Genomic DNA, 24,167 nt, shown 5'->3' with positions numbered 1-24,167 from the left:
ACAACGATGACCGCCACCGCTCCGGCCCAAGCCTCTCTGGATGACCTGCTCGCCCGCATCGTGCGCGACGACGTTCGCGCCATGGGTGCGTACCACGTGCCCGACGCGACCGGCATGGTCAAGCTGGACGCGATGGAGAATCCGTATCCGCTGCCGGCGATGCTGCGCGACGCGCTGGGCAAGCGCCTGGCCGAAGTCGCGCTCAATCGCTACCCGGTGCCGACCGCCGACGCGCTCAAGGCGCAGCTCAAGCAGGTGATGCACGTGCCGGCCGGCGCCGATGTGCTGCTGGGCAACGGCTCGGACGAGATCATCAGCCTGATCGCCATTGCCGCGGCCAAGCCCGGTGCGACCGTGCTGGCGCCCGTGCCGGGCTTCGTGATGTATGCGATGTCGGCGCAGTTGCTGGGCCTGAACTTCGTCGGCGTGCCGCTCAAGGCGGACCTGACGCTCGACCGTGAAGCCATGCTGGCCGCCATGGCCGAGCACCAGCCCGCCGTCATCTACTTGGCGTATCCGAATAACCCGACCGGCAATCTGTTCGACGCGGCCGACATGGACGCGATCATCCGCGCCGCTCGCGGCCCCGTGTGCCAGAGCCTGGTGGTGGTCGACGAGGCGTACCAGCCGTTCGCGCAACATAGCTGGATGCCGCGCCTGCGCGATTTCGATCACCTCCTGGTGATGCGCACGGTCTCGAAGCTGGGCCTGGCCGGCATCCGCCTCGGCTACGTGGCCGGCCACCCGAAGTGGATCGCCGAGCTGGACAAGGTGCGTCCGCCGTACAACGTGAATGTGCTGACCGAGGCGACTGCCCAGTTCATGCTCGAACACGTGGATGTGCTGGATGCCCAGGCAGCGACCCTGCGCGCCGAGCGCACCAAGTTGATCGATGCGCTGTCGGCCCAACCGGGCGTGACAGTGTTCCCGAGCGCGGCAAATTTCATCCTGCTGCGCGTGCCCGATGCCGCCGCTTTGTTCGAGCGCCTGCTCAATCGGCGGATTCTGATTAAAAACGTCAGTAAAATGCACCCGTTGCTGACCAACTGTCTGCGCGTGACGGTCAGCAATCCCGAAGAAAACGCGCAATTTATCGATGCCTTTGCCGCATCGATGCAGGAAGCCCCATGAGCCGCCGTGTCGAGGTCACTCGCAACACCTCTGAAACGCAGATCCGCGTCGCCCTTGATTTGGACGGCACGGGCAAGCAAACGCTGAACACCGGCGTCCCCTTCCTCGACCACATGCTCGACCAGATCGCCCGACATGGCATGGTCGACCTGGACGTCTCGGCCACCGGCGACACCCATATCGACGATCATCACACCGTGGAAGACGTCGGCATCACGCTGGGCCAGGCCGTCGCCAAAGCCATCGGCGACAAGAAGGGCATCGTGCGCTACGGCCACAGCTACGTGCCGCTGGACGAAGCCCTGTCGCGCGTGGTCATCGACTTCTCCGGCCGTCCGGGCCTGGAGTTCCACGTGCCGTTCACGCGTGCACGCGTGGGCAATTTTGACGTGGACCTGTCCATCGAATTCTTCCGCGGGTTCGTCAACCATGCTGGCGTGACGCTGCATATCGACAACCTGCGCGGCGTCAACGCACACCACCAGATCGAGACCGTGTTCAAGGCCTTTGGACGCGCGCTGCGCATGGCGGTGGAGATCGACCCGCGCGCTGCCGGCACGATTCCGTCGACCAAGGGCGCCCTGTAAATCACTGCGTCGGCCTGGCCGCGCCTACCCGACTCCAAAACCGGCCGCCGATCCGATGGATCTGACAAAAAGCTTTTTCTCGCTGCTCGCGCTGATCAACCCGATCGGGGCGATCCCGTTCTTCATCAGCCTGACCGAGAGCCAGACGGATGAAGAAAAGCGCCGCACCATCAAGGTCGCGTCGATTTCGGTGGCGATCGTGATTGGCCTGTCTGCGTTGCTTGGCGAGCAGATCATCAGCTTTTTCGGGTTCTCGGTGGGCTCGCTGCAGGTCGGCGGCGGGATCATCATGATCATGATCGCGCTGAACATGCTCAATGCGCAGACCAGCCGCACCAAGGCCACGCCCGAAGAAGAGGACGAGGCCGGTGCCAAGGCCAGCATTGCGGTTGTGCCGCTGGCGATTCCGCTGCTCACGGGCCCCGGCTCGATCAGCACGGTCATCGTCTACGCTGGCAAGACCAAGCATTGGTGGGACTTGTTTCTCCTGGCTGGGGTCGGTGTTGCGATCGCGGCCGTGGTCTGGATCGTGTTGCGCGCGGCCGAGCCGATCGCCCGTGTGATCGGTCGCACCGGCATCAACGTCGGTACGCGGTTGATGGGTTTGATCCTGGCGGCGCTGGCCGTGGAATTCATCGTTGATGGGCTGAAAACCCTGTTGCCCGTACTTAGGGCCTAAGTTAAGTCATGACTAAGATCGCAATCGTCGATTACGGTATGGGCAATCTGCGCTCGGTAGCGCAAGCCTTGATGGCCGTTGCTCCAGAGGCTGATGTGCGCATCAGTGCGCAAGCGGATGAAATTCGTTCGGCCGACCGGGTGGTGCTGCCGGGGCAGGGCGCCATGCCCGACTGCATGGCCGCGTTCGACCAGTCCGGCCTGCGCGACGCTGTGCTGGAGGCATCGCGCAGCAAGCCGATGCTCGGCGTATGCGTGGGCGAGCAGATGCTGCTTGAGCGCAGCACAGAGGCACGCCTCGGGCAGCAGTACACCGAAGGGTTGGGCCTCATCAAAGGCGATGTGGTCCGCTTTGACCTTGACGGCCAGTTGCAGCCGGACGGTTCACGGTACAAAGTGCCTCAGATGGGCTGGAACCGCGTGCACCAGAGTCGTGCCCACGCCCTCTGGGAAGGTGTGGCGGATCAGAGCTACTTCTATTTCGTGCACAGCTACTACGCCCGGCCTGCCAACGCCGACGAATCGGTCGGAGAGACCGAATACGGCGTGCGGTTTACCTCCGCCATCGCCCGGGATAATATTTTTGCAACACAGTTTCACCCGGAAAAAAGTGCGCAAGCGGGCCTGCAGATCTACCGGAACTTCGTGCACTGGAATCCGTGATGCCCGCCGTGGCGTCGCAATCGAATCCATTTTTCGCCCTTTTTAATCTTTTCCCCTCAACTCTGTCGTCACGCTTATGTTGCTCATCCCGGCCATCGACCTGAAGGACGGTCAGTGTGTGCGCCTCAAACAAGGCGATATGGATCAAGCCACCGTATTCTCGGAAGACCCTGCTGCCATGGCGCGGCATTGGGTCGAGCAGGGTGCGCGCCGCTTGCACCTTGTCGATCTGAATGGCGCTTTCGCGGGCAAGCCGCGTAACGAGGCGGCCGTCAAGGCCATCCTCGCCGAGGTGGGCGATGAGATTCCCGTGCAACTCGGCGGGGGCATCCGCGATCTGGGCACCATCGAGCGCTGGCTCGACGATGGCTTGTCGTACGTGATCATCGGCACGGCGGCGGTCAAGGACCCGGGCTTTCTGCGGGACGCATGCACGGCGTTCGGTGGTCACATCATCGTCGGGCTCGACGCCAAGGACGGCAAGGTGGCGACCGACGGCTGGAGCAAGCTCTCCGGCCACGAAGTCGCTGACCTCGCCAAGAAGTACGAAGACTACGGCGTCGAAGGCATCATCTACACCGATATCGGCCGCGACGGCATGCTGCAGGGCATCAACATCGATGCCACCGTCAAGCTGGCGCAGTCGGTGAAGATTCCGGTCATTGCCAGTGGCGGCCTGTCGAACCTGAAGGACATCGACCATCTTTGCGCGGTCGAAGAATATGGCGTGGAAGGCGTGATCTGTGGTCGCGCGATCTACTCCGGCGACCTGAACTTCAAGGAAGCGCAAGCCCTCGCGGACAAACTCGGCGCGGCCTGATCGTTGATCCAGCCGTGCACAACGGGCGCTCCGGCGCCCGACTCATCATGCTAGCCAAACGAATCATCCCCTGCCTGGACGTGACCAACGGCCGGGTGGTCAAGGGCGTCAATTTCGTCGAATTGCGCGACGCGGGCGACCCCGTCGAAATCGCACGCCGCTACGACGAGCAGGGCGCCGACGAAATCACCTTCCTCGACATCACGGCCACGTCGGACGGGCGTGACCTGATGCTGGGCATCATCGAAGCGGTGGCTTCGCAGGTGTTCATTCCGCTGACGGTGGGCGGCGGTGTGCGCGCGTTGGAAGACGTCCGCCGGCTGCTCAATGCCGGTGCGGACAAGATCAGCATGAACTCGTCTGCGGTGTCGAATCCGCAGCTGGTTTCGGACGCCAGCGCCCGCCATGGCGCACAGTGCATTGTCGTGGCTATTGACGCCAAGAAAGTGTCGGGCGAAGGCGAGGCACCGCGCTGGGAAGTCTTTACGCACGGCGGCCGCAAAGGCACAGGCCTGGACGCCGTGGCATGGGCACGTGAAATGGCGCAGCGTGGCGCGGGCGAAATCCTGCTCACCAGCATGGACCGGGACGGCACCAAGGCCGGCTTCGATCTGGAACTCACGCGCGCCGTGTCGGACGCAGTGCCGGTGCCGGTCATCGCCTCAGGTGGCGTCGGCAACCTGCAGCATCTGGCAGACGGCATCCAGCAAGGTCACGCCGATGCGGTATTGGCCGCCAGCATCTTCCATTACGGCGAATACACCGTCGGCCAGGCCAAGCAATTCATGGCAGAGCAGGGCATTCCAGTACGGATCGGACTATGAGCAAGAAGTGGCTGAACAAGGTCCACTGGGACGACAACGGATTGGTACCGGTGATCGTGCAGGAGCAGGGCAGCAATGACGTCCTGATGTTCGCCTTCATGAACCGTGAGGCACTGCAGAAGACCGTGGAAACCGGCGAGGCCGTGTTCTGGTCGCGCTCGCGCAAGCGCCTGTGGCACAAGGGCGAGGAGTCCGGCCACATCCAGAAGGTGCACGAAATCCGCCTCGACTGCGACGAAGACGTAGTCTTGCTCCGCGTCACACAAATCGGCGGCATCGCCTGCCATACTGGCCGCCACGCGTGCTTTTTCCAGAAGTTCGAAGGCAATGTGGAGGACGGCGATTGGCATACCGTCGAGCCCGTGCTCAAGGACCCCGACGATATCTACGCCGGCAAGCCCGGCCACAATCATGAGTGACACCCTGCGCCGCCTGGGCGAGGTGCTCGAATCCCGCAAGCTCGCCAACGGCGGCGACCCGGAAAAGAGCTACATCGCCCGCCTGTTCAACAAGGGCGACGATGCCATCCTCAAGAAGATCGGCGAAGAGGCCACCGAGACGGTCATGGCGGCCAAGGACGCCCGCGCCGCAGGCATGACCGACGAGGCGCGCAGCAAGGTCGTCTACGAAGTGGCCGATCTGTGGTTCCACACCATGGTGTTGCTGTCGCACTTCAACCTCACGCCGGATGACGTCGTCAGTGAGCTGGCGCGCCGCGAAGGGCTTTCCGGCCTGGAAGAGAAGGCGCTGCGCAAGTCGCAGGCGCGCGACGCGGCGGGTGACTGACTACGGTGACGAATCGTCGCAGGGGGGCAGCGTGGACAAATACGGAGCAGCAGTGGCGGTGACGGACGACGCGGAGCGCTTGGCAGGGCTGCGTCGCCTGACGCATATTCTGTATGCGCTCTACGCCATTTTTTGGCTGACCGGCGGTATCACTGCATTGATTGCCATCATCGTCGGGTATGTTAAGCGCGACGATGTGCGGGGCACGCTGTATGAGTCGCACTTCCGTTGGCAAATCCGTTCGTTCTGGTGGTGCGTATTGTGGGGTGTGATCGGCGTGCTGCTCATTCCCGTGGCCTTCATCGGCTTTGCCGTCTTGTGGGCTCTGGGCATCTGGATGCTGTATCGTATTGTGAAAGGTTGGCTGTATCTGAATGACAGCAAGCCGATGTACGCAAATCCGTAAAATCAACCAATGGCGTCGCCACCGTTGCGACGCCACCAGCCGCATTTACGTGGGAGTAGGACATGGGTTCCTTTAGCATTTGGCACTGGCTGATCGTGCTGGTCATCATCATGATGGTCTTCGGCACAAAGAAGCTGCGCAACATCGGTTCGGATCTGGGCAGCGCCGTGAAGGGCTTCAAGGACGGCATGCGCGAAGGGCAGGAAGACAAGCCCGCGGGTTCGCAACAACCGCAACAGACCGCCGGCCAGCCGCCGCGCGAGCTGCACGATTCGACGACGATCGACGTCGAAGCGCGCGACAAGTCCAAGCAAGGCTGAACACCGACGCGCGCTGACCGATGATCGATCTCGGCATTTCCAAGCTGGCGCTGATTGGCATGGTGGCGCTCGTCGTCATCGGGCCGGAGCGTCTGCCCAAAGTGGCGCGCACCGCTGGCGCCTTGCTTGGCCGCGCACAGCGCTACATCGCCGACGTGAAGGCTGAGGTCAGCCGTGAAATCGAGCTTGAGGAGCTGCGCAAGATGCGCACCGACTTCGAGCAGGCCGCGCGCAATGTCGAGCAGACCATCCACCAGGAGGTCAGCAAGCACACGACCGAGATCAACGAACGCCTGAACGAGGCGCTTGGTGATCCCGCGCAAACGGCGACCTCCGCCCCGGACTGGCGCCCGGCACCGGGCAAGTCGCGCAACGGCCGCAACAGCTGGCGCAACAAGCAGCTCTCGATGCCCAGGTGGTACCGCCAGAAGCAGGGCGTACGCATGTGGGCGCAATCGGGCGCGGCACGCGTCAAGCGTCATCGTCCGCCCATCGTTGCCGCACAGTCGCGTGCGCGCTCCTTCTTCGAATGATCTTCCGGGCGCGAGCCGTGTCTGCGGTGCCGCGTCCTGACTTCCCTCTTTCCCACCCGACATGAGTGCCGCTCCGCTCGATCCGCAAGAGTCGCCCGAGGACGGCGCGCAGGAAACCTTCATCTCGCATCTGGTCGAACTGCGCGAGCGCATCGTCAAGGCGGGCGCCGGCGTGCTGCTGGTCTTTCTGGGCTTGGTCTACTGGGCTCCGGATATCTTCAATCTGTTCTCTCGACCACTGATCCAGGCGTTGCCCAAGAATGGCCACATGATCGTGACGGATGTCACCGGCTCGTTCTTCGTGCCGATGAAGGTGACGCTGCTGGCCGCCTTCCTCATCGCCCTGCCCTGGGTGCTGTACCAAATCTGGCGCTTTGTGGCGCCGGGGCTATATACGCACGAGAAGCGGATGATCATGCCGCTGGTGGTGAGCACCTATGTGCTGTTCCTGTGCGGTGTGGCATTTGCATATTTCCTGGTCTTCCCAACGGTGTTCAAGGTGATGGCGCACTACAACGCGCCGCTGGGCGCCGAGATGTCGACCGACATCGACAAGTATCTGAGCTTTGCGATGACCACGTTCCTTGCCTTCGGCATCACCTTCGAGGTGCCGGTGGTCGTGATGGTGCTCGTGCGCTTTGGCATCGTGAGTCTGGAGAAGCTGCGGCAGGCGCGGCCGTACGTGGTGGTGGGTGCGTTCGTGATCGCTGCGGTGGTGACGCCGCCTGACGTGATGTCCCAGTTGCTGCTGGCGGTGCCGCTGTGGCTGCTGTATGAGCTGGGGCTGATCCTGGCGGCAATCTTTATCCGTAAGACCACGGCTCCGGAGAACAATCCAGAGCACTTGCCGGTGGTAAAAGACTGACGGGCCGACCCGGCATCAGCCAAAGAAAAAGGCAGCCGAGGCTGCCTTTTTTGTTGCCGATGAATCCGCTGTTACGGCTGTTGCCTTAAGCGGCGTACAGCCAAAACTGTTCGCGCGGGAAGGTCAGTGCGTACTTGCCGTCGCTCGGGGCGCTGGCGGAGTAGGCGCGCAGGCCTGTGCCGGTCGCACCGCTGTCGTCGGTGGCACGGAACAGGCATTCCCAGCGGTCGCCCAGATACATGCGCGTTGCGAGCGGCAGGTGGATGGTGTTGTCGGCGTTGTCGACGCCCACGCGCACCTGCTCGAGGCGGATCACGCCGTGCGCTGATGCACCGGGCTTCAAATCACCGCGCGCCACACCCCACAGCGACCAGCCGCCAGTCTCGTCCACCAGGCGGGCCATGCCGTCACGCACTTCGGCGATCTTGCCGTTGATGCGGTTGTTGCTGCCCATGAACTCGGCGGTGAAGAGCGTTTCGGGCGCGCCGTACATCTGCTCGGGCGTGCCCTGCTGTTCGATCACGCCGTTGTTCAGCAGTAGGATGCGATCGGACATGGCCATCGCTTCGCTCTGGTCGTGCGTGACCATCAGGGCTGAAAGGCCCAGGCGCACGATCAGCTCGCGCAGGAAGGCGCGGGCTTCTTCGCGCAGCTTGGCGTCGAGGTTCGAGAGCGGCTCGTCGAGCAGGATCACAGGTGGGTTGTAGACCAGCGCGCGGGCGATGGCCACGCGTTGCTGCTGGCCGCCGGAGAGCTGGCTCGGGAAACGCTCGCCCAGATGGCCGAGGCCCAGTTGCTGCAGCACCGCTTGCACGCGTTCCTTGATCTGCGCGGCAGGTGTCTTGCGCAGCTTGAGCGGATAGGCGACGTTCTCGGCCACGGTCTTGTGCGGCCACAGGGCGTACGACTGGAACACCAGGCCCAGGTTGCGCCCTTCGGCCGGCACGTCGAGTTTCTTGGCGCCGTCGAACATGACCCGATCGCCGATCTGGACAGTGCCCTGGCTCGCTTGCTCGAGGCCGGCGACAGCACGCAGCAGCGTGGTCTTGCCCGAACCCGACGGGCCCAGCAGCGAGACGACCTCGCCCTTCTGCAGCTGCATCGAGACACCCTTGAGAACCGGGTTGTTGCCGTATTGCAGGTGCAGGTCGTTGACAGTGAGTTCAATCATGGAGCTTCACTCCGAAACGCAGTGCGATGCCGAGGCCGACGGCCACCAGCACGATATTGACGAAGGACAGCGCGGCAACGATATCGATGGCGCCGCCCGCCCACAGGGAAACCAGCATCGAGCCGATCGTCTCGGTGCCCGGCGACAGCAGGTACACACCGGTCGAATACTCGCGCTCGAAAATCAGGAAGATCAGCAGCCAAGCGCCGAGCAGGCCGTAGCGCGTGAGCGGCACGGTCACGTCGCGCGTGGTGCGGGCACGGGTGGCGCCCACCGAGCGTGCGGCTTCTTCCAGCTCCGGACCGACTTGCAGCAGCGCGGCCGAGATCAACCGCAGGCCATAGGCCAGCCACACCACCGTGTAAGCGATCCACACGCTGAAGATCGTGCTGCGCAGGTCGCGCAGGCTCGGCACGATGTTCTCGATGATCCAGTTGGCGAAGGGCAGGCCGCTGTCGGTCAGGCCGGTCTCGATCCAGTTGGGCACGAACAGGAACACCCACAGGAACGCCAGACCCGCCAGCAGACCCGGAATGGCACGAGGCACCAGCACGCTGTAATCGAGAAAGCGCGTCCAGCCATCCGGCTTGCGGTGCATGGCCAGACCGATGCACGTGTAGCAGCCCACGGCCAGCGCGCCGCCGATCACGCCGATCAGCACCGTGTTGACCATCGCACGCAGGAACTGCGGCTGCTCGAAGATCTGCTGGAACGCCGTGGTCGAGAATGCCTCGACCAGCGACACGCCTTCACCCCAGTTCGACACGAAGGCGCGCAGCGCGATACCCGAGAGCGGCACCACCACCGTTACGAAAAACCACAGCACCACAACCGCCCACGCCGGCCAGCGCCAGTTGCCCAGCGGCAACGGACGGCTGCGCGTGACCTTGCCCTTGACCGTGACGAAGCGGTTGGCCGACTTCAGCATGTAGCGTTGCAGCAGCACCAGCGGGAACGTCACCATCACGAGGCAGACCGCCACGGCCGCCATCAGGTGATATGCCGGCGTGCCGAGCTTGTTCGTCAGCTTATACAGATAGGTCGCCAGCACGAGGTGGCCTTCCGGATCACCCAGCACGAGCACCAGGCCGAACACCTCGAAGCCCAGGAATGTCACCAGCACGGCTGCGTACAGCAGGGCAGGGCGCACCATCGGCAGGCTCACGTTGAGTGCCACCGACAGCGGCGATGCCCCCGCGATACGAGCGGCTTCTTCCACGTCAGAACCGAGGCTGCGCAGCGCCGACGAAACATACAGATACACGTGGGGCACGTGCGTCAGGCCGGCAATGATGATGATGCTTGTGAACGAATACACGTTCCACGGCGCACCGCCAAACACGCTCTTGAACCACACGGTGTAGAAGCCTACCGGTCCGGCGGACACCACGTAGCCGAACGCCAGCACCATCGGCGAGACGAACACCGGAATCATCAGCAGCGGTTCGAGAACGCGGCGGCCGGGCAAGTCCGAACGCACCATCAGGAACGCCAGGATGCCGCCCAGCGGTACCGAGATCACCGCCAGACCGAAAGCGAGCGCGGTGGATTTCTCAAAGGCCTGCCAGAAATCCGAATCCGTAAAGATGAAGCGATATGCATCCAGCCCCGCCAGCGCGTCGGGCATGAAGAACGGCGCGGACAGAAAGCTCTGGTAGAAGATCAGCGCCAGCGGCGTGAAAATCGCCAGCGCGGTAAGCAGAATGACCACGCCGCGCGGCAAAGCCTGTCCCACACGCGTCCAGGGCGAGCGCTTGAGGGTGACTTGGCGAGCGGCGGCACGGTCTTGCGCTAGAGAACGCATGGTGCCTCCAGGAGGAGCCGGCGCCAGATACGGATGGCGCCGGCAGGTCGGTCAGATGAGAAGGGTGCCGGTGATCAGCGGATCAGATCAACGGCCGGCGGCGGTGCGCCATTGCTTGATGAAGTCCAGGCGCTTCTTGGGTTCCAGGAACGCCAGGATGGATTCGTCAACCGGAATCGGCTTGATGCTGCTGCCGAGAATCTTCTTCAGGCCGGCGGCGGTGGCTTCGCCCGTCACGTCTTCACGCAGCGAGTGCAGATCCGACTTGTTGGCGAGGATTTCCTGGCCGCGCTTGGACAGGATGTAGTCCAGCCACAGCTTGGCCGCGTTCGGGTTCTTCGCCTTCTTGGCGATCATCGCCACGCGCGACACCACCAGCGTGTAGTCCTTCGGATAGACGATGCCGATCGACGGATCCTTCTTGGCGCGCGCAATCGCGTACGAACCGAGGATGTTGTACGCCACCAGGTTTTCACCCGAGGCCACGCGCTCCATCATCGTGCCGGTGGAGGACTGCAGCACAAGGTTCGGGCCCACTGCCTTGACGAAGTCGAAGTACTGCGGCGAATCCAGATTGTCTTGCGCCGCCATCATGAAGCCCACGGCAGACTTCTCGATGTCGTACGTCGTGACCTTGTTCTTGAAGCGCTCGGGTTGGCTGGCGACCAGCTTGGCGAAATCGGCGTGCGTTTGCGGCACTTCCGAATCCTTGACCAGGCGCTTGTTGTACAGGAACACGGCCGGCTCATACGTCGTGCCATAGGCGATGCCCTTGTGGACTGCCCACTTCGGCAGGTTCGGCACTTCCGGCGAGTCGTACTTCATCGCGTAGGTCTGCGCGAGCTTGAGCTGCGAGTCCATCGACGAGTTCCACATCATGTCAGCCGAGGCGCCACCGGCAGCCTGCTCGCTGATGAAGCGGTTGTACAGCTCGCTGCTGTTCATGTCGTTGTACTCGACCTTCACACCCGGGTAGAGCGACTCGAAATCCTTGATCAGCGGATCTGCAGCCTTGGTGTCGGTCGTCGCATACACCACCACCTTGCCTTCCTTCTTGGCGGCGGCGATGGTATCTGCATAGCTGGCGGGGTAGCCGGCCGGGACTTGCGCGAAGGCGGCGGCGCTGAGGGTCAGTGCGGCAGCCGCGATCGAAGCGAGAGCGGCGTGCGCAGGCGTAAAGCGTCCACGAAGCATGGGTTTGTCTCCTGTTTGCTTGTGATGGTATGGGGCCGGCTACTTATGGCTTGCTGCGTGTAGCTCGGACGGATGGCCCCAGGTGCGGCGGATTATAGAAATCGCGCGCTTTCGTCACGCTTTCATTGCGTCTGCTGCGTCGCAGCATGTTCGGTGGGGGCTGTCGCAGCCGCCAGCGGCACGCGAATCCGCGCCGACAAACCGACGCCACCGTGCTCGTTCGGCTCGCCGTCTGCTAGCTCGATTTGCCCGCCGCTACGCGCGGCATAGGCACGTGCGATGGCCAGACCGAGGCCGGAACCTTCGGCGGCATAGCGGGCGTCTTTGGGCGCGACTTTGGGTTTACCCGAGCGACTTCCGCCCTCGTGCGCACGGCGGAAGCGCTGGAACGCATGTGCGCGCTCGTCAGCGTTCATGCCGGGCCCGGTGTCGTCCACGCAGACCAGGGCGGCATCGCCTTCCGCAGTGGCGCGTACGGTGATGCGTCCGCCTGCCGGCGTGTAGCGGATGGCGTTGTGCACGAGGTTGGAGAGCGCCTCGCGCAGGAAGGCCGGGTAGCCGATGACGGGCAGCGTCATGGCGAGGCCGCCGTCATCCCACCCGAGGTCCTGCTGTTTTTCGCGCGCCAGCGGCAGTGCGTCGACCACCACGTCGCGTGCCAATTCACCAAAGTCAAAGATTTCGGCCGGCGCATCCTGTCCCGCATGTCGTGCGCGCGCAAGAGCGAGCAATTGCGTGGTCAGCCGGTTCGTTGACTGCAGGCGCGCGATGATGGCGGACAGGCTTTCGCGCACGCGTGCCGGGTCGGTTTCGCGCAGCGCGTATTCGGCTTGCGTGAGCAGCACGGCCAGCGGCGTGCGCAACTGGTGCGACGCATCGGCAAGGAACTGGCTTTGCGCCTCCGCAAGTTCGGCGTAGCGATGAATGTGGTGGTTGATCGCGTTGACCAGCGGACGCACCTCGGCTGGCACGTCCGTGGCGTCGAGCGGCCGCAGGTCATCCGACGCGCGCACGCCGATGCTGCGTGCCAGGCGATTGAGCGGGCGCAGCGCGACAGTCACGCCGAGCCACAACAGCGCGGCGCTCACCGCCACCAGCGCCGCATCGCGCAGCAGCGTACCGCGCCACACCGCCTGTTGCAGCGCGCGCCGCGTCTCGATGGTTTCCGCCACCTGAATGACGATGCGCGCCGGCAGCCCGGGCTGATACAGCGGCTTGGCCACGGCGGCCACGCGCACGGGCTCGTCGTGGTACATCGCGTCGTAGAAGAGCGGGGTGTCGTTTTCCAGCCGCGTGACGGGCAGCGGCAGATCGTCGTAGCCGGTCAGCGCGGCTTCCGGCGCCTTGCCGGGCAAGGGCTCGAAAGCGACGCGGTAATAGACATTGCTCTGGGCGGTCGATTCGAACATGGACAGCGCCACATACGGCACGTTGACCTGGACCTGCCCGCGCTCGATCGTCACGCCGTTCTCGATGGCGCGCACCGAGCCGAGCAGGGCGCGGTCGTACGCGCGATCGGTCGCGCTACGCAGCGCCTGGTACGCCGAGACGATGTCGATGGCCAGCACACCCACCAGCCCCGGCAGCAGCAACCAGAGCAGCGTGAGTTTCAGGCTGCGCGGCAGCCGAAGCCAGGCGAGCCGCTGCATCATGCGCTGCTATCGCCGGCGGTAGGCGCTTCACCATCGCCGGCTTCAAGCATGTAGCCTAGCCCGCGTACGGTGACGATCTGCACGCCCGTGCCCGCCAGCTTCTTGCGCAGGCGGTGCACAACCACCTCGACTGCGTCTGGGCTGGAATCGCTGTCCAGGTTGAAGACCTTGTCGAACAGATGCACCTTGCTGATCGGCTGGCCGGTCTTGTGCAGCAGCGCCGACAGCGCGGCGTGCTCACGCGGCGTGAGCGACAGTGGCTCGCTGGACAGCAGGAATGCCTTGCGTCCGGTGTCGAACTCCAGCGGCCCGCAACGCAGACGCGGGAACGCCCGACCGCGGCTGCGGCGGATGAGCGCCATCAACCGCGCTTCCAGCTCGGACAACGCGAACGGCTTGGTGAGGAAATCATCCGCGCCGGCATTGAGCCCGCGCACGCGCTCGTCCAGCGCGCCCTGCGCGGTGAGGATCAATACCGGCGTGCGGTCGTCGCGCGCGCGCATGTCGGCCAGTACGGCAAAGCCATCCTTGCGCGGCAAGCGCAGGTCCAGCACCACCGCGTCAAATTCTCCAGAGCCGAGGAAGGCTTCCGCGATGACTCCATCGGCCGCGCGCTCGATCACGAAGCCGCTTTGCGCCAGCGCGCGCGCCAGCCATGCGGCCAATTCTTCCTCATCCTCCACCAGCAAAATCCGCATCGGGTGTCTCTCAATATCGTTCTGGCTACATTTTCATGATAATGCGTGGCGCCCGCATCCCCATCACACCGTCCACCTGATGCGGCTCCAGTTGAGCTTCAACCGGCATGTCGTCCATCCCCAATTCCCGTCGCCGCTGGCTTCAGACCGCCACATTGCTGGCTGCAAGCGGCGTCGTCGCGCGCGGGGCGCACGCGCAGTGGCTGGCCCGTCCGGCGCCGGAGCTGCCTTCGTACTACCCGCGCGATTACGGCGCGATGATCGACGCCGCGCGCCGCGAAGGCCGTGTCACGGTGTATTCCACGACGGATTTCTCAGCGGCGTACCCGCTTATCCGCGCCTTCGAAACGCGCTACCCCGGCATCACCGTCGACTACCGCGAGCAGAACAGCGACGACATTTACCGCCGCTTCCTCGCTGAATTCGCCGCCAAGTCGCCGGGCGCCGATGTGGTCTGGAGTTCGGCCATGCCCGAGCAGTTCAAGCTGGTGAACGACGGCCACGCACTCTCGTACGCATCGCCCGAACGGCCCTACCTGCCGTCGTGGGCCATCTGGAAGAACGAGGCGTACGGGACGAGCTACGAGCCGGTCGTCTTCGTCTACAACACGCGCCAGCTGCCGGCGGAGTTGATTCCTTCGACCCATGCCGATTTCGCCCGCATTCTGAATGGCCATCGTGACTTGCTGCGCGGTCGCGTCGCCTCGTACGACATCGAGCACTCCGGCTCGGCCTTCCTCTTCGCCGCCGAAGACGCGCGCACCACGCCGGTGTTCTGGGATGTTGCCAAGGCATTAGGTGGCGTCAACGTCAATCTATACATCACCACGGCCGCGATGCTGGAGCGCGTCGCGTCGGGCGAAAGCCTGCTCGCCTACAACGTGATCGGCTCGTACGCCGCGCGCTACGCCGATCGCAACCCGGCGCTCGCCATCAAGATGCCGACCGACTACACGCTGGTGGCTACGCGCGTTGCCTTCATCGCGCGGCGTGCTGCCCGCCCGAACGCCGCGCGCCTCTGGCTCGACTTCATGCTCTCGCGTGATGGCCAGAGCGTGATGGCAGACCGCGCGTTCTTGTTTTCGCTGCGCCAGGACGTTGAGACTGGGCTCACCGCCAAGCGCCTGCTCGCCGAACTTGGAAACACGCATCGACCCATTCCCGTCGGCCCGGGTTTACTCGCCCATCAAGATCAGCTCCGCCGTGCCGATTTCTTAAAGCGATGGCACGCCGCACTCGGTCGATAAAAAGAGAATAAAGAAGCACTTATTGCCGTAACGTGGTGCGAAGGCGACAATTCAGAGCTGTCGCCGACCGCCAAATTTGCTGCACAGGAAGGGGGTGACAATCGCCCGCCAACCCCTGTGCCACCGCGCAAAAAGCGGGTCGCGCCCCCCTCTCCACGAGGCTTGGCGCGTGTTGCCCATGAGCAACAACTTGGCCGCAAATCGCGGCCCAGAGCCAGAAAGGGTTTCCGGAATCAGTCAACGCTGGCACATAATGCGGTCAGACGTGAGGTATCTGCGTCGTCCATAAGGACAGTCAAGATTTCCCAATCAGTTGACAAGGAAAGTGTCGATATGAAGATGAAACTGTTTGCAGCTGCTGTTGCAGCTCTGGCCGCCAGTGGCGCCTATGCACAATCCTCCGTGACCCTGTACGGCGTGGTCGACGCTGGTCTGACCTACGCAAACAAGGTGCCGGGCGCTACCGCTGGCAGCAGCGGCTCGCGTTTTGGTCTGGATTCGGGCGGCCTGTCGGGCTCGCGTTGGGGCCTGCGTGGTGTTGAAGACCTGGGCGGTGGCCTGAAGGGTATCTTCAACCTGGAAAGCGGCTTCAACCTGGACACGGGTACGTCGGCTCAAGGTGGCCGTCTGTTCGGTCGTAACGCCTACGTCGGTCTGCAAGGCCAGTGGGGTCAACTGACCCTGGGTCGTCAGCAAAACCTGCTGTACGACTTCTCGCTGATGTATGACCCGATGGCAATCGCCACGCGTTACTCGCTGGCCTCGCAAGACGCGTTCTTCGCTGGTCGTGCTGACAACGCCGTCAAGTACGTCGGCACGTTCGGTGGCCTGAGCGTCTCCGGTCTGTACTCGTTCAACTACAACGGCAACGAAGTGGCTGGCAGCAACAAGACCGGCCGCGAGTGGAGCCTGGGTGCTAACTACGCTGGCGGCCCGCTGGGTATCGGCGCAGTGTACGACCAGACCAACTCGACGACCGTTGGTAGCGACAACCGCGAACAACGCGCCACGATCGCTGGTACGTACGCTTTCGGCCCGGCCAAGCTGTACGCTGGCTACCGTTGGTACAAGGCTAACTACGCAACTGTTGCTGGCAACGGCAACCTGCGTTCGAACCTGTACTGGGCTGGCCTGGGTTACCAAGCTACTCCGGCTCTGTCGCTGACGGGTACGGCTTACTACCAACAGTTCAAGAACAGCGGTACGGGCAACCCGTGGCTGTTCGTGGTCGGTACCGACTACGCTCTGTCGAAGCGCACCGACGCCTACTTCAACGTGGCCTATGCTAAGAACAGCGGCGGCTCGGGTCTGGGCGTGATGGGTCTGAACGACACTGGCTACGCTGGCACGACGCTGACGGGCGGCAACCAAGTGTTCTCGGGCCCGAACAACAGCAACAACCAGTTCGGCGCTACCGTCGGCCTGCGTCACAAGTTCTAATTTGACGCGCTCGTAAGGGCGCATCGAATTAAACGGTTAAACGCCGATTCCGAAAGGGATCGGCGTTTTTCTTTGTGCGAATGATTCGCAGCGCACCTCCAGCTGAAACGCTGCCAAGGGTGGCCTGGCTGGTGTGCAAGCTTCAGTTGATGATGTAGGAGCGCAGGCAAGCGACAGCGGGGCGTCACGCCTGCTGCTTTGCGACGGCATACGCCCCCGGGGCTCTCAGCAGCGCGGAACAAAGGCAACTCGTATCAACGCGGCAGCGCAGCGGTTGGTACGTCGGATCGCTCGTTGCGTTGAGCGGGCGCGGCGGCGTCAAGGCGGCTCTCGGCCCACCAACGTGCTGGCTTGATGCTCAAGCGTGCGCGCATAAAAAAACGGCGGCACATATGACCGCCGTTAGTGTGTTCCGACACCTGCCGCTTACTGTTGTTCTTCGTCGTCCTGCGAGGGCATCGGTACGTTGCGACGCGTCGGCGGCGGGCGCTTGCCGACGACGATAGTCAGTTCCACCGCCTTGCCTTTGCGCGATACCGTTACTTTGGCTTCCGCACCCGGTTGAAGCTGAGCGATGCTGTTGAGCAGCGCCGTCGTATCCAGGATCGGTCCACCGTTGACACTGGTGAGAATGTCTCCCGGGCGCAGGCCCGCCTTGTCTGCGGGGCCACCTTGAACCACGGCGGCAATCAGCGCGCCATCCTTGCGCGACAAGCCAAATGACTCTGCAATTTCCGGCGTCACATCCTGCGGCTCAACGCCGATCCAGCCGCGCACCACGCTACCGGTCGAGATAATGGATTCCATCACCTGCTTGGCCAGCGATACCGGAATCGCGAAGCCGATGCCTAGCGAGCCACCTGAGCGCGAGTAGATCGCCGTGTTGATCCCTAGGAGGTTACCGTCGGCATCGACCAGCGCGCCGCCTGAGTTACCTGGGTTGATCGCAGCGTCGGTCTGGATAAAGTTTTCGAAGGTGTTGATGCCCAGGTGGCTGCGACCCAAGGCAGAGACAATGCCCATCGTGACCGTCTGGCCCACGCCGAACGGGTTGCCGATGGCAAGCACCACGTCACCGACGCGCACGTTCTCCAGCCGGCCCAGCGTGATGGCGGGCAGATTCGGCAGGTTGATCTTGAGGACGGCCAGGTCGGTTTCGGGATCGGAGCCGACCACCTTGGCGTTGGCCTTGCGGCCGTCGGTCAGGGCGACTTCGATCTCGTCGGCGCCGTCCACCACGTGGTGGTTCGTTAGAATGTAGCCTTCCGAGCTGACGATCACGCCCGAGCCAAGACTGGCCGTGGGTTCCTGGCGTTGTTCCGGGGCGCGGTCTCCGAAGAAGAAGCGAAACCACGGATCTGCGCTGGCCTGCGGGTTATTGCCGCGCTTCGGCGCGTTCTTGCTGCTGAAGATGTTGACCACCGCAGGCATGGCGACCTTGGCGGCCTCCGCGTAGGAGTTGCTCGAGGTGCCGCCGTGGCCGAGCGGAGCGACTTCCTTAAGCGCAACAATTGGCGAGCCGGATTGCACTGCCACCTTGCCGCGCTGCAGCCAATCAGGCTTGAGCGTGGCGATCACAAACCAGACGGCCAGGACGACCGTGACGGCTTGCGCGAAAAACAGCCAAAAGCGGCGCAACATAGAGCGAAATTGAGTCCAAATGGATCGAAAAGAACTTGAATTGTACTTGAACGACCTGTTACAGGCGGCCCGTTTTCGGGACTATTGCCCCAATGGTCTGCAGGTACAAGGGCGCGACACCATTACGCATATCGTGACGGGGGTGACCGCCAGCCTGGCGCTGATCCAAGCCGCCATCGAAGCCCGTGCCGACGCCATCCTCGTGCATCACGGTTATTTCTGGAAGGGCGAGGACGGCCGTGTCGTGGGGCAGAAGCATGCGCGCCTGAAGCAACTTCTGGCGCACGATCTCAACCTGTTCGCGTATCACCTGCCGCTCGATGCGCATCCTGAACTGGGCAACAACGCGCAGCTGGGTGCGTTGCTGGGCATCTCGCCCCAGGGCCGGTTCGGCGACGATGAACTTGGCTGGATTGGTACGCTTGCCGAAGCGACCACGCTGGGCGCTTTCGCGCAGACGGTGTCGGCCAAGCTGAATCGGGCGCCCCTCGTGATCGGCGAGGAGGGTCGTCCGGTGCGCACAGTCGGTTGGTGCACGGGGGGTGCCCAAGGCTGGTTTGATGCTGCCGTGGCCGCCGGTGTGGACGTGTATCTGAGCGGTGAGGCGTCGGAGCAGACCACGCATCTGGCGCGCGAATCGGGTGTTGCCTATATCGGTGCGGGCCACCACGCCACCGAGCGCGGCGGCGTTCGGGCGCTCGGCAATCACCTGGCCGAGCGCTTCGGCGTGCGTCACACCTTCATCGATATCCCGAATCCGGTGTGATTCGACGTCCGATTACGGCTTGGTCTTCAGGCTGTCGCGAATCTCGCGCAGTAGCAGGATGTTTTCCGGCGTTTCAGCGGGTGCTGCCGGCGGGTTGGCGTCGATCATTCGCGTGATGGCGCGCACCATCAGAAACACGATAAACGCCAGAATCAGAAAATTGACCGCCACGGTGATGAAGTTGCCGTAGGCGAAGACCGGTACGCCAGCCTTCTTCAGATCGGCCAGGGTGTGCGGCACACCCGCGGGCGCCTCTGCCAGTTGGATGAACAGGTTCGAGAAATCCAGCTTGCCAACGATGCGGCCGATCAGCGGCATGATCAGATCATTGACGAGCGAATCGACGATTTTGCCGAACGCCGCACCGATGATCACCCCCACTGCCAGGTCGATCACGTTGCCGCGCATCGCGAATTTCTTGAAGTCTTGCATCAGTGCCATCGGTTTTCTCCGGATTGTTTGATTCGAGACAAACGGTCAAGCTAACGAACGGTTGACCTGAATTGTTGAAAGCGAGGCTGCAAGAGCCATGCCAAAGCCTTGTCAGCATTGGGCTGGCGGGCGATCGGCGTGTTCACTATATCTATAACCGCTGCGCCCCGCGACCGCTATCGTTCGCTCGGTACGCTCGGGTATAATTTTCGGTTGACGCGAATCTATCTTGATTTCTCATCCTGGGGTCTTGAATGAGTGACCAGCAAAACGTGGACAAGGGTCGCCGTAATCTATTGATTGCGACGTCCGTGGCTGGTGGTGTGGGAGGGGTTGCGGTTGCGGCCCCTTTCGTTTGCACATTCGCACCATCTGAAAAAGCCCGTGCAGCGGGCGCGCCCGTAGAGGCCGACGTGAGTGACCTGGCCCCCGGCCAGATGAAGGTGGTGGAATGGCGCGGCAAGCCGGTCTGGCTGCTCAAACGCACGCCCGACATGCTGGAATCGCTCAAGAAGACCGATAACGAAGTCGCCGACCCCAAGTCCGACGTGCCCTTCACCATGAAGACGCCGGACTACTGCAAGAACGAAACCCGCTCCCGTGCCGAGCATAAAGACCTGCTGGTCGTGGTCGGCATCTGCTCGCATCTTGGTTGCTCCCCGTCTGGTCCGTTTCCCGTGGGCGCCAACGTGCAGCTTGCCGGAGACCCCGGCTTCGTCTGCCCGTGTCACGGTTCAACGTTCGACCTGGCTGGCCGCGTGTTCAAGAACAAGCCCGCGCCGCAGAACCTCGACGTTCCGCCGTACATGTTCCTGTCCGACACGAAGCTGGTGATCGGTAAAGACGAGAAAGGAGAGGCTTGATCATGGCCGAGAAGAAGGTGGAGACAACCGGGCTGCTGGGCTGGATCGATGCACGCTTCCCGGCATCCGAGCTGTGGAAGGCGCATCTGTCGGAGTACTACGCGCCGAAGAATTTCAACTTCTGGTATTTCTTCGGATCGCTGGCGCTGCTGGTGCTGGTGATCCAGATCGTCACGGGCATCTTCCTGGTGATGAACTACAAGCCGGACGGCACGCTCAACGCCGCTGGCATCCCCGTTGCCTATGCAAGCGTGGAGTTCATCATGCGCGAGGTGCCGTGGGGCTGGCTGGTGCGCTATATGCACTCGACCGGCGCTTCGGCGTTCTTCATCGTCGTGTATATGCACATGTTCCGCGGCATGCTGTACGGCTCGTACCGTAAGCCGCGCGAGCTGGTCTGGATCTTCGGTTGCCTGATCTTCCTGTGCCTGATGGCCGAAGCCTTCATGGGCTATCTGCTGCCATGGGGCCAGATGTCGTACTGGGGCGCGCAGGTGATCGTGAACCTGTTCTCCGCCATCCCGCTGATCGGCCCGGACCTGTCGCTGTGGATTCGCGGTGACTACGTGGTATCGGACGCGACGCTGAACCGCTTCTTCTCATTCCACGTCATCGCGGTGCCGCTGGTGCTGCTGGGCTTGGTGGTGGCGCACATCATCGCGCTGCACGAAGTGGGCTCGAACAACCCGGACGGCGTTGAGATCAAGGCCAAGAAGGACGAGCGCGGCATTCCGCTGGACGGCATTCCGTTCCACCCGTATTACTCGGTGCATGACATCGTCGGTGTGGCGGTCTTCCTGTTCATCTTCAGCGCGATCGTGTTCTTCGCGCCGGAAATGGGCGGCTACTTCCTGGAAGCCAACAACTTCATCCCGGCAGATTCGCTCAAGACGCCGCTGCACATTGCGCCGGTCTGGTACTTCACGCCGTTCTACTCGATGCTGCGCGCGACCACGTCGGATTTCCTGCCGTGGCTGTGGGGCTTCATCGCGATCATGCTGGGTCTGCTGTTCGCTCGTACGAAGAGCATGAATGTCAAAGTGGTAGCTGTGGCTGTGGCCGTGATCCTGGCACTGGGCTTCAAGTTCATCGATGCGAAGTTCTGGGGCGTGGTCGTGATGGGCGGTTCAGTGGTGATCTTCTTCTTCCTGCCGTGGCTTGACCACTCGCCGGTCAAGTCGATCCGCTATCGCCCGGGCTTCCACAAGACTTTGCTGATCCTCTTCGTGATCGCCTTTGCGGTGCTGGGCTACCTGGGTATTCAGCCGCCAAGCCCGGTCGGTTCGATCATCTCGCAGATCGGCACCATTCTGTACTTCGCGTTCTTCCTCGCGATGCCGATCTGGAGCCAGATCGGGACGTTCAAGCCAGTGCCTGAGCGCGTCACGTTCACGCCGCACTGATTCGAGCCGAGCACAAGGACCCATGAAGGACACAAGAATGAAAAAGCTGCTTGCGATTTTCGCCTTGGCCGGTCTCGTGTTTGCCGCGCCCGTGATGGCCAATGAGGGCGGCGTGCCGCTCGATCCGGCGCCCAACCAGTCCAGCGACACGTCCGCGCTGCAGCGCGGCGCCAAGCTGTTCGTCAACTACTGCCTGAACTGCCACGGCGCCAGCGCGATGCGCTACAACCGCCTGCGCGACATCGGTTTGAGTGAAGAGCAGATCAAGCAAAACCTGCTGTTCTCGTCAGACAAGGTCGGCGACACGATGCACATCGCCATGGACCGCGAGGACGCGAAGAAGTGGTTTGGTGCCGTACCGCCAGACCTATCGGTGATTGCCCGGGCGCGCGGCAGCGACTGGCTCTACACCTACCTTCGCACGTTCTACCGTGACGACACGCGTCCGACCGGCTGGAACAACCTGGTCTTCGACAAGGTCGGCATGCCGCATGTGCTGTGGGAACTGCAAGGCCAGCAAGTGCCGAAGTATGCCGAAGTGAAGTCCGAGCACGGCGAGGCCGAGAAGAAGCTCGTTGGCCTTGAAGTGACGGTCCCAGGCAAGATGAACAAGGTCGAATATGACCAGGCGGTGGCCGATCTGGTCAGCTATTTGGACTGGATGGCTGAGCCCGCGGGCAACCTGCGCAAGCGCCTCGGCGTCTGGGTATTGTTGTTCATTGGCGTGTTCTTCGTGCTGGCCTGGCGCCTGAATGCGGCCTATTGGAAGGACATCAAGTAAAATCCGTGTTTTCCGGGCAAGGGCTAGGCCGGTGGAGAACTGGCTCTAGCCCTTTGCCTTTTCGCTTTTTGTGCCGTGGCGATGTCATTTGTCGTCACGGCTGTACCGTCATAGGGCCGCCCCCGGCCCATGCGCCAAGGAACTACAACCATGATGGTCTTGTACTCGGGCACCACTTGCCCGTTCTCGCAGCGTTGCCGCCTCGTCCTGTTCGAAAAGGGCATGGATTTCGAGATTCGCGACGTCGATCTCTTCAACAAGCCGGAAGACATCGCGGTGATGAACCCGTACGGCCAGGTGCCCATCCTGGTTGAGCGCGACCTGATTCTGTACGAGTCGAACATCATCAACGAGTACATCGACGAGCGCTTCCCGCACCCGCAACTGATGCCGGCCGATCCGGTGCAGCGCGCCCGCGCCCGCCTGTTCCTGTTCAACTTCGAGAAGGAACTGTTCACGCACGTTTCCGTGCTCGAGAACGAAAAGGGCAAGGCGGCCGAGAAGAATCACGAGAAGGCACGTGCGGCTATCCGTGACCGCCTTACGCAGCTGGCTCCGATCTTCCTGAAGAACAAGTACATGTTGGGCGAAGAGTTCTCGATGCTGGACGTGGCGATTGCACCGCTGCTGTGGCGCCTGGACCACTACGGTATTGAAGTCTCCAAGAATGCGGCCCCGCTGATGAAATACGCTGAGCGTATCTTCAGCCGCCCGGCGTATATTGAAGCGCTGACGCCGTCGGAAAAGGTCATGCGCCGCTGATTGCCGCTGGGTCGGGCCACGCTCAGGTTGAACCTGCGCGGGACCGCGCCCAACGGTCACTGATTTCATCATGTCGGAAACATCCACCAAGCCTTATCTGATCCGTGCCATCTATGAATGGTGCACGGATAACGGCTTCACGCCGTACATCGCTGTCTTCGTCGACAACAGCACCAACGTGCCACGCGAGTTCGTCAAAAACGACGAGATCGTGCTGAACGTGAGCTTTGACGCGACCAGCCAGCTCGACATGGGCAATGAGTGGATCACGTTCCACGCACGCTTCTCGGGCGTCTCGCGCAAGATCGAGGTGCCAATCGAAAACGTGCTTGCGGTGTATGCGCGCGAGAACGGGCAGGGTATGGCATTCCCGGTGGAACGCAGTACACCGACGACGCAGGCTGCAACCGAACGCGAGAACAATCCGCCGCCCAAGCTAGCCGCGGTGGACTCTGAGTCGGTGCCTGCGCCGGTCCCTGTCGAAGCGGAAACCGGCCCGGAAGACGAACCGACACCACCGAATGTGCCGCGCATCGGTGGAAAGCCGGCGCTAAAGGTCGTCAAGTAACGCGTGTTAGGTTAGAATCGCGTTTCTTTGCCGGCTTAGCTCATCTGGTAGAGCAGTTGATTTGTAATCATCAGGTGGCGGGTTCGAGTCCTGCAGCCGGCACCAGCATCACGAAAACGGTCTCCCTTGCGG

General features: G+C 62.6%; 27 protein-coding genes and 1 tRNA gene. 21 read left to right on the top strand and 7 right to left on the bottom strand.

All coding sequences use genetic code 11. From position 1 onward, the window contains the following. The first annotated feature begins 6 nt into the window (after nt 1-6). The 12 genes from hisC to tatC all read left to right on the top strand — a co-directional run bounded on the left by hisC (nt 7) and on the right by tatC (nt 7,613). On the top strand, nt 7-1,131 hold the full coding sequence (hisC, locus tag BG83_RS0116995) for a histidinol-phosphate transaminase (protein WP_024977838.1): 1,125 nt from the start codon (nt 7-9) through the stop codon (nt 1,129-1,131). Beyond that, nucleotides 1,128-1,718 (top strand): imidazoleglycerol-phosphate dehydratase HisB, encoded by a 591-nt coding sequence (hisB, locus tag BG83_RS0116990; RefSeq protein ID WP_024977837.1) that lies wholly within the window; start codon nt 1,128-1,130, stop codon nt 1,716-1,718. Before hisC ends, hisB begins: the two co-directional genes overlap by 4 nt. 55 nt (nt 1,719-1,773) lie before the next feature. Continuing rightward, nucleotides 1,774-2,397, top strand: a complete 624-nt coding sequence (locus tag BG83_RS0116985) for a MarC family protein (RefSeq protein WP_024977836.1) — start codon at nt 1,774-1,776, stop codon at nt 2,395-2,397. Between the two features lie 8 nt (nt 2,398-2,405). After that, nucleotides 2,406-3,059, top strand: coding sequence for an imidazole glycerol phosphate synthase subunit HisH (hisH, locus tag BG83_RS0116980; protein WP_024977835.1), 654 nt, complete (start codon nt 2,406-2,408; stop codon nt 3,057-3,059). Between the two features lie 76 nt (nt 3,060-3,135). Continuing rightward, a complete protein-coding gene (hisA, locus tag BG83_RS0116975) occupies nt 3,136-3,879 on the top strand; it encodes a 1-(5-phosphoribosyl)-5-[(5-phosphoribosylamino)methylideneamino]imidazole-4-carboxamide isomerase (protein ID WP_024977834.1) in 744 nt (247 codons plus the stop codon). Nucleotides 3,880-3,926: 47 nt separating this feature from the next. Continuing rightward, nucleotides 3,927-4,703, top strand: coding sequence for an imidazole glycerol phosphate synthase subunit HisF (gene hisF, locus BG83_RS0116970; protein WP_037032054.1), 777 nt, complete (start codon nt 3,927-3,929; stop codon nt 4,701-4,703). After that, nucleotides 4,700-5,122: a phosphoribosyl-AMP cyclohydrolase gene (gene hisI, locus BG83_RS0116965; RefSeq protein ID WP_024977832.1), complete on the top strand. Its 423-nt coding sequence runs from the start codon at nt 4,700-4,702 to the stop codon at nt 5,120-5,122. The genes hisF and hisI overlap by 4 nt, the downstream gene beginning before the upstream one ends. Then, on the top strand, nt 5,115-5,489 hold the full coding sequence (locus BG83_RS0116960) for a phosphoribosyl-ATP diphosphatase (protein ID WP_024977831.1): 375 nt from the start codon (nt 5,115-5,117) through the stop codon (nt 5,487-5,489). The genes hisI and BG83_RS0116960 overlap by 8 nt, the downstream gene beginning before the upstream one ends. A 31-nt stretch (nt 5,490-5,520) precedes the next feature. Next, nucleotides 5,521-5,895 (top strand): DUF4870 family protein, encoded by a 375-nt coding sequence (locus BG83_RS0116955; protein WP_024977830.1) that lies wholly within the window; start codon nt 5,521-5,523, stop codon nt 5,893-5,895. Between the two features lie 62 nt (nt 5,896-5,957). Continuing rightward, nucleotides 5,958-6,215 (top strand): Sec-independent protein translocase subunit TatA, encoded by a 258-nt coding sequence (tatA, locus tag BG83_RS0116950; RefSeq protein ID WP_009241947.1) that lies wholly within the window; start codon nt 5,958-5,960, stop codon nt 6,213-6,215. Nucleotides 6,216-6,235: 20 nt separating this feature from the next. Further along, a complete protein-coding gene (gene tatB, locus BG83_RS0116945) occupies nt 6,236-6,748 on the top strand; it encodes a Sec-independent protein translocase protein TatB (RefSeq protein ID WP_024977829.1) in 513 nt (170 codons plus the stop codon). Nucleotides 6,749-6,809: 61 nt separating this feature from the next. Beyond that, nucleotides 6,810-7,613, top strand: a complete 804-nt coding sequence (gene tatC, locus BG83_RS0116940; protein WP_024977828.1) for a twin-arginine translocase subunit TatC — start codon at nt 6,810-6,812, stop codon at nt 7,611-7,613. Nucleotides 7,614-7,698: 85 nt separating this feature from the next. On the opposite strand, the gene BG83_RS0116935 is transcribed toward tatC, so the two are convergent. From BG83_RS0116935 to BG83_RS0116915, 5 genes are all read right to left on the bottom strand, one after another. Then, complete coding sequence (locus tag BG83_RS0116935) at nt 7,699-8,784, bottom strand: ABC transporter ATP-binding protein (RefSeq protein ID WP_024977827.1); 1,086 nt, start codon at nt 8,782-8,784, stop codon at nt 7,699-7,701. Then, on the bottom strand, nt 8,777-10,588 hold the full coding sequence (locus BG83_RS0116930) for an ABC transporter permease (protein WP_024977826.1): 1,812 nt from the start codon (nt 10,586-10,588) through the stop codon (nt 8,777-8,779). The genes BG83_RS0116935 and BG83_RS0116930 overlap by 8 nt, the downstream gene beginning before the upstream one ends. A gap of 87 nt (nt 10,589-10,675) precedes the next feature. Continuing rightward, the gene (locus BG83_RS0116925; protein WP_024977825.1) at nt 10,676-11,782 is read right to left on the bottom strand and encodes an ABC transporter substrate-binding protein; all 1,107 of its coding nucleotides are present in this window, start codon (nt 11,780-11,782) and stop codon (nt 10,676-10,678) included. A gap of 122 nt (nt 11,783-11,904) precedes the next feature. Further along, nucleotides 11,905-13,434 (bottom strand): sensor histidine kinase, encoded by a 1,530-nt coding sequence (locus BG83_RS0116920; protein WP_024977824.1) that lies wholly within the window; start codon nt 13,432-13,434, stop codon nt 11,905-11,907. Continuing rightward, nucleotides 13,431-14,132 (bottom strand): response regulator, encoded by a 702-nt coding sequence (locus BG83_RS0116915; RefSeq protein WP_024977823.1) that lies wholly within the window; start codon nt 14,130-14,132, stop codon nt 13,431-13,433. Before BG83_RS0116915 ends, BG83_RS0116920 begins: the two co-directional genes overlap by 4 nt. Before the next feature lie 107 nt (nt 14,133-14,239). Here BG83_RS0116915 and BG83_RS0116905 point away from each other — a divergent pair, with 107 nt between their 5' ends. Continuing rightward, the gene (locus tag BG83_RS0116905; RefSeq protein ID WP_024977822.1) at nt 14,240-15,379 is read left to right on the top strand and encodes an extracellular solute-binding protein; all 1,140 of its coding nucleotides are present in this window, start codon (nt 14,240-14,242) and stop codon (nt 15,377-15,379) included. A gap of 333 nt (nt 15,380-15,712) precedes the next feature. Next, nucleotides 15,713-16,819 carry a porin gene (locus BG83_RS0116900; protein ID WP_024977821.1) on the top strand — a complete coding sequence of 369 codons (1,107 nt, stop codon included), beginning with the start codon at nt 15,713-15,715 and terminating at the stop codon, nt 16,817-16,819. 426 nt (nt 16,820-17,245) lie between these two features. Here BG83_RS0116900 and BG83_RS0116895 read toward each other — a convergent pair whose 3' ends face one another. After that, nucleotides 17,246-18,460 carry a Do family serine endopeptidase gene (locus BG83_RS0116895; protein ID WP_024977820.1) on the bottom strand — a complete coding sequence of 405 codons (1,215 nt, stop codon included), beginning with the start codon at nt 18,458-18,460 and terminating at the stop codon, nt 17,246-17,248. A gap of 19 nt (nt 18,461-18,479) precedes the next feature. On the opposite strand from BG83_RS0116895, the gene BG83_RS0116890 reads away from it, so the two are divergent. After that, nucleotides 18,480-19,226, top strand: coding sequence for a Nif3-like dinuclear metal center hexameric protein (locus BG83_RS0116890; RefSeq protein ID WP_024977819.1), 747 nt, complete (start codon nt 18,480-18,482; stop codon nt 19,224-19,226). A 12-nt stretch (nt 19,227-19,238) separates the two neighbouring features. Here the strand turns inward: BG83_RS0116890 and mscL are convergent, their stop codons facing one another. Continuing rightward, the gene (mscL, locus tag BG83_RS0116885; protein ID WP_024977818.1) at nt 19,239-19,667 is read right to left on the bottom strand and encodes a large conductance mechanosensitive channel protein MscL; all 429 of its coding nucleotides are present in this window, start codon (nt 19,665-19,667) and stop codon (nt 19,239-19,241) included. Nucleotides 19,668-19,912: 245 nt separating this feature from the next. Here mscL and petA point away from each other — a divergent pair, with 245 nt between their 5' ends. The 6 genes from petA to BG83_RS0116855 all read left to right on the top strand — a co-directional run bounded on the left by petA (nt 19,913) and on the right by BG83_RS0116855 (nt 24,140). Continuing rightward, a complete protein-coding gene (gene petA / locus BG83_RS0116880) occupies nt 19,913-20,521 on the top strand; it encodes a ubiquinol-cytochrome c reductase iron-sulfur subunit (protein ID WP_024977817.1) in 609 nt (202 codons plus the stop codon). Beyond that, a complete protein-coding gene (locus tag BG83_RS0116875; protein ID WP_024977816.1) occupies nt 20,521-21,924 on the top strand; it encodes a cytochrome b in 1,404 nt (467 codons plus the stop codon). The genes petA and BG83_RS0116875 overlap by 1 nt, the downstream gene beginning before the upstream one ends. 37 nt (nt 21,925-21,961) lie before the next feature. After that, the gene (locus BG83_RS0116870; protein ID WP_024977815.1) at nt 21,962-22,705 is read left to right on the top strand and encodes a cytochrome c1; all 744 of its coding nucleotides are present in this window, start codon (nt 21,962-21,964) and stop codon (nt 22,703-22,705) included. A 150-nt stretch (nt 22,706-22,855) separates the two neighbouring features. Next, nucleotides 22,856-23,467 (top strand): glutathione S-transferase N-terminal domain-containing protein, encoded by a 612-nt coding sequence (locus tag BG83_RS0116865; RefSeq protein WP_004634649.1) that lies wholly within the window; start codon nt 22,856-22,858, stop codon nt 23,465-23,467. Nucleotides 23,468-23,537: 70 nt separating this feature from the next. Next, nucleotides 23,538-24,035, top strand: a complete 498-nt coding sequence (locus tag BG83_RS0116860) for a ClpXP protease specificity-enhancing factor (protein ID WP_024977814.1) — start codon at nt 23,538-23,540, stop codon at nt 24,033-24,035. Nucleotides 24,036-24,064: 29 nt separating this feature from the next. Beyond that, a tRNA-Thr gene (locus tag BG83_RS0116855) sits at nt 24,065-24,140 on the top strand. The last annotated feature ends 27 nt before the right edge of the window (nt 24,141-24,167 follow it).

Origin of the sequence: Ralstonia pickettii, assembly GCF_000607165.1 — a bacterium.
GTDB classification, from domain to species: Bacteria; Pseudomonadota; Gammaproteobacteria; order Burkholderiales; family Burkholderiaceae; genus Ralstonia; species Ralstonia holmesii.
Note: the sequence above shows the minus strand (reverse complement) of the source record. Positions and strands in the feature narration are given on the sequence as shown.

Coding starts and splice junctions, on each gene's coding strand:
- BG83_RS0116895 (WP_024977820.1), bottom strand. CDS start 18,460: ATGTTGCGCCGCTTTTGGCTGTTTTTCGCGCAAGCCGTCACGGTCGTC.
- tatC (WP_024977828.1), top strand. CDS start 6,810: ATGAGTGCCGCTCCGCTCGATCCGCAAGAGTCGCCCGAGGACGGCGCG.
- hisF (WP_037032054.1), top strand. CDS start 3,927: ATGCTAGCCAAACGAATCATCCCCTGCCTGGACGTGACCAACGGCCGG.
- BG83_RS0116905 (WP_024977822.1), top strand. CDS start 14,240: ATGTCGTCCATCCCCAATTCCCGTCGCCGCTGGCTTCAGACCGCCACA.
- BG83_RS0116920 (WP_024977824.1), bottom strand. CDS start 13,434: ATGATGCAGCGGCTCGCCTGGCTTCGGCTGCCGCGCAGCCTGAAACTC.
- mscL (WP_024977818.1), bottom strand. CDS start 19,667: ATGGCACTGATGCAAGACTTCAAGAAATTCGCGATGCGCGGCAACGTG.
- hisI (WP_024977832.1), top strand. CDS start 4,700: ATGAGCAAGAAGTGGCTGAACAAGGTCCACTGGGACGACAACGGATTG.
- BG83_RS0116870 (WP_024977815.1), top strand. CDS start 21,962: ATGAAAAAGCTGCTTGCGATTTTCGCCTTGGCCGGTCTCGTGTTTGCC.
- BG83_RS0116865 (WP_004634649.1), top strand. CDS start 22,856: ATGATGGTCTTGTACTCGGGCACCACTTGCCCGTTCTCGCAGCGTTGC.
- BG83_RS0116860 (WP_024977814.1), top strand. CDS start 23,538: ATGTCGGAAACATCCACCAAGCCTTATCTGATCCGTGCCATCTATGAA.
- hisA (WP_024977834.1), top strand. CDS start 3,136: ATGTTGCTCATCCCGGCCATCGACCTGAAGGACGGTCAGTGTGTGCGC.
- BG83_RS0116935 (WP_024977827.1), bottom strand. CDS start 8,784: ATGATTGAACTCACTGTCAACGACCTGCACCTGCAATACGGCAACAAC.
- BG83_RS0116900 (WP_024977821.1), top strand. CDS start 15,713: ATGAAGATGAAACTGTTTGCAGCTGCTGTTGCAGCTCTGGCCGCCAGT.
- tatA (WP_009241947.1), top strand. CDS start 5,958: ATGGGTTCCTTTAGCATTTGGCACTGGCTGATCGTGCTGGTCATCATC.
- tatB (WP_024977829.1), top strand. CDS start 6,236: ATGATCGATCTCGGCATTTCCAAGCTGGCGCTGATTGGCATGGTGGCG.
- BG83_RS0116890 (WP_024977819.1), top strand. CDS start 18,480: ATGGATCGAAAAGAACTTGAATTGTACTTGAACGACCTGTTACAGGCG.
- hisC (WP_024977838.1), top strand. CDS start 7: ATGACCGCCACCGCTCCGGCCCAAGCCTCTCTGGATGACCTGCTCGCC.
- petA (WP_024977817.1), top strand. CDS start 19,913: ATGAGTGACCAGCAAAACGTGGACAAGGGTCGCCGTAATCTATTGATT.
- BG83_RS0116915 (WP_024977823.1), bottom strand. CDS start 14,132: ATGCGGATTTTGCTGGTGGAGGATGAGGAAGAATTGGCCGCATGGCTG.
- BG83_RS0116925 (WP_024977825.1), bottom strand. CDS start 11,782: ATGCTTCGTGGACGCTTTACGCCTGCGCACGCCGCTCTCGCTTCGATC.
- BG83_RS0116985 (WP_024977836.1), top strand. CDS start 1,774: ATGGATCTGACAAAAAGCTTTTTCTCGCTGCTCGCGCTGATCAACCCG.
- BG83_RS0116930 (WP_024977826.1), bottom strand. CDS start 10,588: ATGCGTTCTCTAGCGCAAGACCGTGCCGCCGCTCGCCAAGTCACCCTC.
- hisB (WP_024977837.1), top strand. CDS start 1,128: ATGAGCCGCCGTGTCGAGGTCACTCGCAACACCTCTGAAACGCAGATC.
- BG83_RS0116960 (WP_024977831.1), top strand. CDS start 5,115: ATGAGTGACACCCTGCGCCGCCTGGGCGAGGTGCTCGAATCCCGCAAG.
- hisH (WP_024977835.1), top strand. CDS start 2,406: ATGACTAAGATCGCAATCGTCGATTACGGTATGGGCAATCTGCGCTCG.